The sequence below is a fragment of the Scandinavium sp. genome, assembly GCF_051650185.1.
In the GTDB taxonomy this organism is placed as follows: domain Bacteria; phylum Pseudomonadota; class Gammaproteobacteria; order Enterobacterales; family Enterobacteriaceae; genus Scandinavium.
In genome coordinates this window covers 1-9,264 of the sequence record NZ_JBOFIN010000065.1, presented here as the reverse complement: position 1 = coordinate 9,264, position 9,264 = coordinate 1, and the positions used below count along the sequence as shown (strand labels likewise).

Annotated in this window: 10 protein-coding genes and 1 pseudogene; 5 read left to right on the top strand and 6 right to left on the bottom strand. The window is 53.5% G+C overall.

Going from position 1 to position 9,264, the window contains the following annotated elements; genetic code table 11:
• The 5 genes from rplS to ffh form a co-directional block, all read right to left on the bottom strand.
• On the bottom strand, positions 1–211 hold a 211-nt coding region (gene rplS / locus ACRCWW_RS08105), incomplete at its 3' end, for a 50S ribosomal protein L19 (RefSeq protein ID WP_438681948.1).
• Between the two features lie 40 nt (positions 212–251).
• The gene (gene trmD, locus ACRCWW_RS08100; protein ID WP_330985171.1) at positions 252–1,019 is read right to left on the bottom strand and encodes a tRNA (guanosine(37)-N1)-methyltransferase TrmD; all 768 of its coding nucleotides are present in this window, start codon (positions 1,017–1,019) and stop codon (positions 252–254) included.
• Between the two features lie 45 nt (positions 1,020–1,064).
• Complete coding sequence (gene rimM, locus ACRCWW_RS08095; RefSeq protein WP_438681947.1) at positions 1,065–1,613, bottom strand: ribosome maturation factor RimM; 549 nt, start codon at positions 1,611–1,613, stop codon at positions 1,065–1,067.
• An 18-nt stretch (positions 1,614–1,631) separates the two neighbouring features.
• Complete coding sequence (gene rpsP / locus ACRCWW_RS08090; RefSeq protein WP_022649067.1) at positions 1,632–1,880, bottom strand: 30S ribosomal protein S16; 249 nt, start codon at positions 1,878–1,880, stop codon at positions 1,632–1,634.
• A gap of 116 nt (positions 1,881–1,996) precedes the next feature.
• On the bottom strand, positions 1,997–3,358 hold the full coding sequence (gene ffh, locus ACRCWW_RS08085) for a signal recognition particle protein (protein ID WP_330985169.1): 1,362 nt from the start codon (positions 3,356–3,358) through the stop codon (positions 1,997–1,999).
• Positions 3,359–3,523: 165 nt separating this feature from the next.
• Here ffh and ACRCWW_RS08080 point away from each other — a divergent pair, with 165 nt between their 5' ends.
• Complete coding sequence (locus ACRCWW_RS08080; protein WP_438681949.1) at positions 3,524–4,315, top strand: cytochrome C assembly family protein; 792 nt, start codon at positions 3,524–3,526, stop codon at positions 4,313–4,315.
• Positions 4,316–4,333: 18 nt separating this feature from the next.
• Positions 4,334–5,620 carry an HlyC/CorC family transporter gene (locus ACRCWW_RS08075; protein ID WP_438681946.1) on the top strand — a complete coding sequence of 429 codons (1,287 nt, stop codon included), beginning with the start codon at positions 4,334–4,336 and terminating at the stop codon, positions 5,618–5,620.
• A 65-nt stretch (positions 5,621–5,685) separates the two neighbouring features.
• On the opposite strand, the gene grpE is transcribed toward ACRCWW_RS08075, so the two are convergent.
• On the bottom strand, positions 5,686–6,279 hold the full coding sequence (gene grpE, locus ACRCWW_RS08070) for a nucleotide exchange factor GrpE (protein WP_438681945.1): 594 nt from the start codon (positions 6,277–6,279) through the stop codon (positions 5,686–5,688).
• Positions 6,280–6,400: 121 nt separating this feature from the next.
• Here grpE and nadK point away from each other — a divergent pair, with 121 nt between their 5' ends.
• From nadK to ACRCWW_RS08055, 3 genes and pseudogenes are all read left to right on the top strand, one after another.
• On the top strand, positions 6,401–7,279 hold the full coding sequence (nadK, locus tag ACRCWW_RS08065; protein WP_330985165.1) for an NAD(+) kinase: 879 nt from the start codon (positions 6,401–6,403) through the stop codon (positions 7,277–7,279).
• A gap of 85 nt (positions 7,280–7,364) precedes the next feature.
• On the top strand, positions 7,365–9,026 hold the full coding sequence (recN, locus tag ACRCWW_RS08060; RefSeq protein ID WP_438681944.1) for a DNA repair protein RecN: 1,662 nt from the start codon (positions 7,365–7,367) through the stop codon (positions 9,024–9,026).
• Between the two features lie 149 nt (positions 9,027–9,175).
• Positions 9,176–9,264 (top strand): annotated as a pseudogene (locus ACRCWW_RS08055) (outer membrane protein assembly factor BamE); the annotation flags it as partial.

The window sequence follows — 9,264 nt, the reverse complement described above, 5'->3', positions numbered from 1 at the left end:
CAACGCCTTCGCCGTTGGAAATTTTACGAACAGTGAATGCAGAGTGCAGACCGCGGTTACGAATAGCGATAACCACGCCCTCGAATGCCTGCAGACGTTTTTTGGAACCTTCAACAACCCATACTTTCACTTCCACGGTATCACCCGGACGGAAGGAAGGTACGTCCTGCTTCATCTGCTCTTGTTCAATTTGCTTAATAATGTTGCTCATAATTTAATCTCTTATCCTGGGTAAACTGATAATTGGGGGCTTACGCCTCACCATCATGTTTATGCTGCTGTTGTGCGTGTTCCCGTTGGAACTCCGCCAGCAACCTTGCTTGCTCTTCAGTCAGAGCCAGGTTTTCCAGAAGTTCAGGTCTTCTAAGCCAGGTCCGGCCCAGCGACTGCTTCAGACGCCAGCGACGTATCTCGGCATGGTTACCGGACAGTAAAACTGCCGGGACATCCATCCCTTCTAACACTTCAGGACGGGTATAGTGTGGACAGTCCAGCAATCCATCAGCAAAAGAATCTTCCGTTGCCGAAGCTTCATGGCCCAGAACCCCCGGAATGAACCGGGAGACGGAGTCAATCAGCGTCATTGCTGGTAACTCACCACCGCTGAGAACGTAATCGCCGATAGACCATTCTTCGTCAATCTCGGTTTGAATCACGCGCTCATCTATCCCTTCGTAGCGACCGCACACCAGAATCAATTTTTGACTCGTTGCCAGTTCGCTGACGCCCGCTTGATCAAGCTTGCGTCCCTGAGGTGAAAGATAAATCACCTTTGCGCCTTCACCTGCCGCGGCTTTTGCTGCATGAATGGCATCCCGTAAGGGTTGCACCATCATTAACATCCCCGGTCCGCCGCCGTAAGGACGATCGTCCACGGTACGGTGTCGGTCATGAGCGAAATCACGAGGACTCCAGCTCTGGATGTTCAGCAGGCCATTTTTTACGGCCCGGCCAGTTACCCCGTAGTCGGTAATCGCGCGAAACATTTCTGGAAACAGGCTAACTACACCAATAAACACAAGCCTTTCCCCATCATGTCGTCTTTTACCGGTAATCCGGAGGTCTTAAAAACCAGGATCCCAATCTACTTCAATGGTTTGAGTAGTGAGATCGACTTTCTTGATAACCTGCCCATCGAGGAACGGAACCAACCGCTCCTTGATACCAAACGCATCTTTCAGGTTTGCTTTAATGACGAGAACGTCATTCGATCCGGTTTCCATCATGTCGATGACTTTACCGAGATCATAGCCTTCAGTGGTCACAACCTGGCAGCCCATAAGGTCTTTCCAGTAATACGTGCCATCATCCAGCGTCGGCAACTGCGAGGAATCCACGACAATTTCACAATTGGTCAGCAGATTCGCGGCATCCCGATCTTCAATACCTTTCAGCTTGATGATCAGATCCTGATTGTGGTGACGCCAGCTTTCCAGCTCGACCTCTTGCCACTGACCCGCCTTCTGGATTAACCAGGGCTGATAGTCAAAAATGCTTTCGGCGTCTTCGGTGGAGGAAAACACTCTGAGCCAACCACGAATACCGTAGGAAGAACCCATTTTACCAACCACGATAGGATCGGCTGGGGCTTTCGCGGTGAGTTGCTTGCTCATCATGACCACCGTGACAGATTAAGCTGCTTTGTTTGCAGCTTTGATCAGCGTTGCTACGCGATCGGAAACAGTAGCGCCCTGGCCAACCCAGTGAGCGATACGATCCAGATCCAGGCGAGTTTCTTCTTCTGCACCGCTAGCCAGTGGGTTGAAGAAACCAACGCGCTCGATGAAGCGACCGTTGCGTGCATTACGGCTATCAGTAACGACAACCTGGTAGAACGGACGCTTTTTTGCGCCGTGACGTGCTAAACGAATAGTTACCATAACATCCTCTTGTGTGAATAAAACACCGGGCCCCATCGAGGGACGGAGCCCGGTGTCATATTAAAAGCCCGAAAATTTTACTCATTTCGGCGCAAAAAGCAATCTTTTAAAGCGCGTTAACGCCCCGGAAAGCCCGGCGGCATCATGCCTTTCATACCGCGCATCATCTTCGCCATGCCGCCCTTCTTCATTTTCTTCATCATGCGCTGCATGTCGTCGAACTGTTTCAGAAGACGGTTAACGTCCTGTACCTGCATGCCACAGCCTGCGGCGATACGGCGTTTACGGGAACCTTTGATGATGTCCGGGTTGGCGCGTTCTTTCAGGGTCATGGAGTTGATAATCGCCTCCATACGCACCAGCACCTTGTCATCCATCTGCGCTTTAACGTTGTCCGGGATCTGGCCCATGCCAGGCAGCTTGCCCATCAGGCTCGCCATTCCACCCATGTTTTTCATCTGACGCAGTTGCTCAAGGAAGTCTGTCAGGTCGAAACCGTCGCCTTTCTTGAGTTTGTTCGCCAGCTTCTCAGCCTGAGCGCGATCAACTTTGCTCTCGATATCTTCGATAAGCGACAGAACGTCGCCCATGCCGAGAATACGGGAGGCAATACGGTCCGGGTGGAACGGCTCCAGCGCTTCGGTTTTTTCGCCGACGCCGAGGAATTTAATCGGCTTGCCGGTGATATGGCGAATCGACAGCGCCGCACCGCCGCGGGCGTCACCGTCCACTTTGGTCAGCACGACGCCTGTCAGCGGCAGCGCTTCGTTAAACGCTTTCGCCGTATTCGCGGCATCCTGGCCGGTCATCGCATCAACGACAAACAGCGTTTCGACTGGGTTGATCGACGCATGGACTTGCTTGATTTCGTCCATCATCGCTTCATCGACGTGCAAACGACCGGCGGTATCCACCAGCAGCACGTCGTAGAATTTCAGCTTCGCTTCTTTCAGCGCAGCGTTAACGATATCCACTGGCTTCTGCGCAACGTCTGACGGGAAGAAATCCACGCCAACCTGCTCAGCCAGGGTTTCCAGCTGTTTGATTGCCGCTGGACGGTAAACGTCCGCAGAGACAACCAGCACTTTCTTCTTGTGCTTTTCACGCAGGAACTTACCCAGTTTACCTACGCTGGTTGTTTTACCGGCACCTTGCAGGCCCGCCATCAGCACCACGGCTGGCGGCTGAGCGGCGAGGTTGAGAACCTGGTTCTCTTCGCCCATCGCCGAAACCAGTTCATTACGAACGATTTTGACGAACTCCTGACCTGGCGTCAGGCTCTTGTTAACTTCATGACCCACCGCGCGCTCTTTCACGCGGTTGATGAATTCACGCACGACGGGCAGCGCCACGTCGGCTTCAAGCAGTGCCATGCGCACTTCGCGCAGCGTGTCTTTAATGTTGTCTTCGGTAAGGCGTCCGCGGCCGCTGATGTTGCGCAGCGTACGCGACAAACGATCGGTTAAATTATCAAACATTGTCTCTCGCCTGAGGTGGAAACGTTCGGTCGCAGCTCGCGACACAGTCACAGAATTTTGCCGGAGTATAACACGACACGCCCCGAGTTGTGATGCAACGGTTGGAGCATGCGTCGCGTGACGCTATACTGCTTCTCTTTCAACCATGCCGACAACAACATTTCTATGCCTGTTTTTGCACTGCTCGCGCTCGTCGCTTACTCCATCAGCCTCGCGCTGATCATCCCTGCCCTGCTGCAAAAAAACAGCGGCTGGCGGCGCATGGCTATACTTTCTGCGGTGATTGCGCTGGTGTGTCACGCCTTTGCGCTGGAAGCGAGAATTTTACCGGGCGGCGAGAACGGACAAAACCTCAGCCTGTTGAACGTCGGTTCGCTTGTCAGCCTGATGATTTGTACGGTGATGACCATTGTTGCGTCCCGCAATCGCGGCTGGTTGCTTCTGCCTGTCATCTACACGTTTGCGTTGATTAACCTCGCCTTCGCGACGTTTATGCCCAACGAGTTCATCACGCATCTGGAAGCGACACCGGGCATGATGGTGCATATTGGCCTGTCGCTATTTGCTTACGCGACATTAATCATTGCGGCACTTTATGCTCTGCAACTGGCATGGATTGATTATCAACTTAAGAACAAAAAGCTGGCCTTCAGCAGCGAAATGCCGCCGCTGATGAGCATTGAGCGCAAGATGTTTCACATCACCCAGGTCGGCGTTGTTCTGCTCACTTTGACCCTGTGTACCGGTTTGTTTTATCTGCACAATCTGTTCAGTGTGGAAAATATCGACAAAGCGGTCCTTTCCATCATCGCGTGGTTTGTCTATATCGTGTTGTTATGGGGTCATTATCATGAAGGCTGGCGAGGACGCCGCGTGGTGTGGTTTAACGTCGCGGGAGCAGGATTGTTAACACTGGCCTATTTTGGCAGCCGTGTTCTGCAGCAGTTTGTCAGCTAAGACTTAAAGGAATCTCCGTTGGAACATATCTCAACCACGACGCTAATCATCACGCTTGTCGTCATGGTTTTTATTTCTGCCTACTTCTCGGGTTCGGAAACCGGGATGATGACGCTCAACCGCTACAAGCTGCGTCATAGGGCAAAACAGGGCAACAGTGCGGCAAAACGTGTCGAAAAACTGCTGCGTAAGCCCGACCGCCTGATTAGCCTTGTGCTGATTGGCAACAACCTCGTCAATATTCTTGCATCTGCGCTGGGCACGATTGTGGGGATGCGTCTGTACGGCGATGCCGGTGTGGCTATCGCGACCGGCGTTTTAACGTTTGTGGTCCTGGTCTTCGCAGAAGTTCTGCCGAAAACTATCGCTGCGCTGTATCCGGAAAAAGTGGCTTATCCCAGCAGTTTTCTGTTAGCCCCGCTGCAAGTGCTGATGATGCCACTGGTGTGGTTCCTCAACACCATTACCCGCATTCTGATGCGGATGATGGGCATCAAAACCGACACGTCGATCAGCGCTGCGCTCAGTAAAGACGAGCTGCGCACGATTGTGAACGAGTCACGCTCGCAAATCTCTCGCCGTAATCAGGACATGCTGCTGTCGGTGCTGGATCTGGAAAAAGTCAGCGTCAACGACATCATGGTCCCGCGCAACGAGATCGTCGGCATCGACATCAATGACGACTGGAAATCCATCGTTCGTCAGCTCACCCACTCGCCACACGGGCGTATCGTGCTCTACAGAGATTCGCTCGATGATGCCATCAGCATGCTGCGCGTGCGCGAAGCTTACCGCCTGATGACCGAGAAAAAAGAGTTTACCAAAGAGATCCTGCTGCGCGCCGCGGATGAAATCTACTACGTACCGGAAGGCACGCCGCTCAGCACCCAACTGGTCAAATTCCAGCGTAATAAAAAGAAAGCAGGTCTGGTGGTCGATGAATACGGCGATATCCAGGGCCTGGTGACCGTTGAAGATATTCTGGAAGAGATAGTCGGTGATTTCACCACGTCGATGTCGCCGTCACTGGCGGAAGAAGTCACACCGCAAAACGACGGGTCGGTGATTATTGACGGTACCGCAAACGTGCGCGAGCTGAACAAAGCCTTCAACTGGCATTTCCCGGAAGATGAAGCCCGCACCATCAACGGCGTGATTCTGGAAGCGCTGGAAGAGATCCCGGCCATCGGCACACGCGTGCGCATCAACCAGTTCGATATCGATATTCTCGACGTTCAGGACAACATGATTAAGCAGGTGAAAGTGGTGCCGGTGAAATCGATTCGGGAAAGCGCAGCGGAATAAAAGAAGCTATATCGCTGTAGGCCGGGGGTCAGGCGGCAGCCGCCCCCGGCACTACAGAGGCAGGGTTAAGCCTTCGCTTTCGCGACGGAAACCATCGCCGCGCGAATGGTACGCCCGTTCAGGGTGTAACCCTTCTGCATCACCATCAGTACGTTACCTGCGGCAACCTCTTCTGATTCAACCATGGCGATTGCCTGGTGAACGTTCGGGTCCATTGGCACGTTGATGTCGCCCACCACTTCCACACCGTACTTACGCACCACGTCGAGCATGGATTTCAGCGTCAGTTCGATACCTTCCACCATTGGCGCCATCTCTGGATTCGCTTTATCAGCCACTTCCAGCGCGCGGTCGAGACTGTCGATAACCGGTAGCAGGTCGTTCACAAACTTCTCAAGGGCAAACTTGTGCGCCTTCTCAACGTCCTGTTCGGTACGACGACGCAGGTTTTCCATCTCGGCTTTAACACGCAGCATGCCATCGCGCTCGCGAGTTTGCGCTTCCTCTAACTGAGCTTCCAGATTCGCAATTTTCTCATCGCGCGGATCCACCTGCTCAGCAGAAGCATCAGACTCTACGGCCTCAACTTCATCATGCTGGTCCTTGATAATTTCTTCCGGGGCTTGCCCCTCAGGCGTTTTCTGTTCTTTACTACTCATGAATTTCTCCGCGTTTTTTGGTAATCACTCGCTGACTTCGCTTATTATGGGGATCGCGCTGCGGGATTCAAGGGAAGCAGGCACATTGTCATCATTCATTCGGCACAAGGACCTCCAGAAAATGAACAATCATTTCAAGTGTATCGGTATTGTTGGTCATCCCCGCCATCCTACCGCGCTCACCACACATGAAATGCTGTATCGCTGGCTGTGTACCAAAGGCTACGATGTCATTGTCGAGCAACAAATTGCCCGCGAGTTACAGCTGAAAAACGTCGCGACCGGGACCCTGGCGGAAATTGGCCAGCAGGCCGATCTGGCGGTCGTCGTCGGCGGTGACGGCAACATGCTGGGCGCCGCGCGAACGCTGGCTCGCTATGACATTAAAGTCATCGGCATTAACCGTGGCAACCTTGGCTTCCTGACCGATCTCGACCCGGACAACGCTCAGCAGCAACTGGCAGACGTCCTCGAAGGCCACTATATCACCGAGAAGCGCTTTCTGCTTGAAGCCCAGGTCTGCCAGCATGACTGCCAGAAGCGCATCAGCACCGCCATCAACGAAGTGGTGCTGCATCCCGGTAAAGTCGCGCACATGATTGAATTCGAAGTGTATATCGATGAAGTCTTTGCGTTCTCTCAGCGTTCAGACGGCTTGATTATCTCAACGCCGACAGGCTCCACCGCCTATTCACTTTCTGCGGGTGGCCCCATTTTGACGCCATCTTTAGACGCGATAACGCTGGTACCCATGTTCCCGCACACCCTAACGGCACGCCCGTTGGTCATCAACAGCAGCAGCACCATCCGCCTGCGCTTCGCCCATCCACGCAATGATCTGGAAATCAGCTGCGACAGCCAAATTGCCTTGCCGATTCAGGAAGGTGAAGATGTGCTGATTCGCCGCTGCGACTATCACCTCAACTTAATCCACCCTAAAGACTACAACTATTTCAACACGTTGAGTTCAAAGCTCGGCTGGTCAAAAAAATTGTTCTGATTTCGAACTCGCCTCTTTACTGTATAAAAAACCAGTTTATACTGTATGAAAATACAGTTATGGTTTTTCATACAGGAAGACGGCTATGTTAGCACAACTGACCATCAGCAATTTTGCCATCGTACGCGAACTTGAAATCGATTTTCATAGCGGAATGACAGCCATCACCGGGGAAACCGGGGCCGGTAAATCTATTGCGATAGATGCCCTCGGGTTGTGCCTGGGTGGCCGCGCGGAAGGCGATATGGTTCGGGCAGGCGCTAACAGAGCCGATCTCTGCGCCCGCTTTGCCCTGAAAGACACCCCTGCCGCCCTGCGCTGGCTGGAAGCCAATCAGCTTGAAGACGGACGTGAGTGTTTACTTCGCCGGGTGATCAGCAGCGATGGCCGTTCCCGTGGCTTTATCAACGGCACTGCCGTGCCGTTATCGCAATTGCGCGAACTGGGTCAATTGCTGATCCAAATCCATGGCCAGCATGCCCACCAGCAGCTTGTAAAACCGGAGCAGCAAAAATCCCTGCTTGATGGCTACACCGGTGAGTACGTGCTTACTCAGCGCATGGCCGATCACTACCGTCAATGGCATCAAAGCTGCCGGGACCTGGCACAACATCAACAGCAGAGTCACGAACGCGCCGCGCGTGCCGAGCTACTGCAATACCAGCTTAAAGAGCTGAATGAATTCCAGCCTCAGGCGGGCGAATTCGAACAGATAGATGAAGAATATAAGCGTCTGGCAAACAGCGGGCAGCTGCTGAGCACCAGTCAGCAGGCGCTGAACCTGCTGGCGGACGGCGAAGAGGCCAATCTGCAAAGCCAGCTCTACAGCGCCCGCCAAATGGTGACCGAGCTGACAGGCATGGACAGCAAACTTTCAGGTGTTCTGGAGATGCTGGAAGAAGCCGCCATCCAGCTCAGTGAAGCCAGCGACGAGCTCCGTCACTATTGCGACAGATTAGAGCTCGACCCGAACCGCCTGTTCGAACTCGAACAACGTATCTCACGTCAGATAGCGCTGGCGCGTAAGCACCACGTTAGCCCTGAAGAATTGCCCGCATTCCATCAATCGTTGCTGGATGAACAGCAGCAGCTTGACGATCAGGCGGATTCACTGGAAACGCTGAGCCTGGCGGTGAGTAAACATCACCAGCAGGCCCTGGAAACCGCGCAGTTGCTGCATACCGTACGCATGGCGAGCGCCGCTGAGCTGGCCGGGCTTATCACGGAAAGCATGCATCTGCTTTCCATGCCACACGGCAAGTTCACCATTGAGGTGAAATTCGAGGAGAACCACCTCACGGCCGAAGGCGCCGATCGCATTGAGTTTCGCGTCACCACTAACCCAGGTCAGCCGTTACAGCCCATTGCCAAAGTGGCTTCCGGCGGTGAGTTGTCACGTATCGCGCTGGCCATTCAGGTGATTACGGCCCAGAAAATGGAAACCCCGGCGCTGATTTTCGATGAGGTCGATGTGGGGATCAGCGGGCCAACCGCTGCTGTGGTGGGTAAACTGCTGCGCCAGTTGGGCGATTCGACTCAGGTCATGTGCGTCACGCACCTGCCGCAAGTGGCTGGCTGTGGCCATCATCATTTCTATGTCAGCAAAGAAACCGACGGCGAAATGACGGAAACCCATATGCAACCACTGGATAAACGCGCTCGCTTACAAGAACTGGCGCGTCTGCTCGGCGGCAGCGAAGTCACCCGTAACACGCTGGCAAACGCCAAAGAGTTGCTGGCGGCATAAACTTTTTCGCAATCGGAGAGTCTCAGTTCACAACAAAAAAACGACAACAGACCGGACGACAAGGTTTTAATGTGATGAAAGGTCTATTATCATCGTCAAATTACAATTGAGCCGTGAACTGCTCGGGCCCGAAAAGGAATGAAATCACTATGCGCTGTAAAATGCTGACTGCTGCCGCAGCGGTTCTTCTGATGTTGACCGCAGGCTGTTCCACTCTGGAGCGAGTGGTTTACCGTCC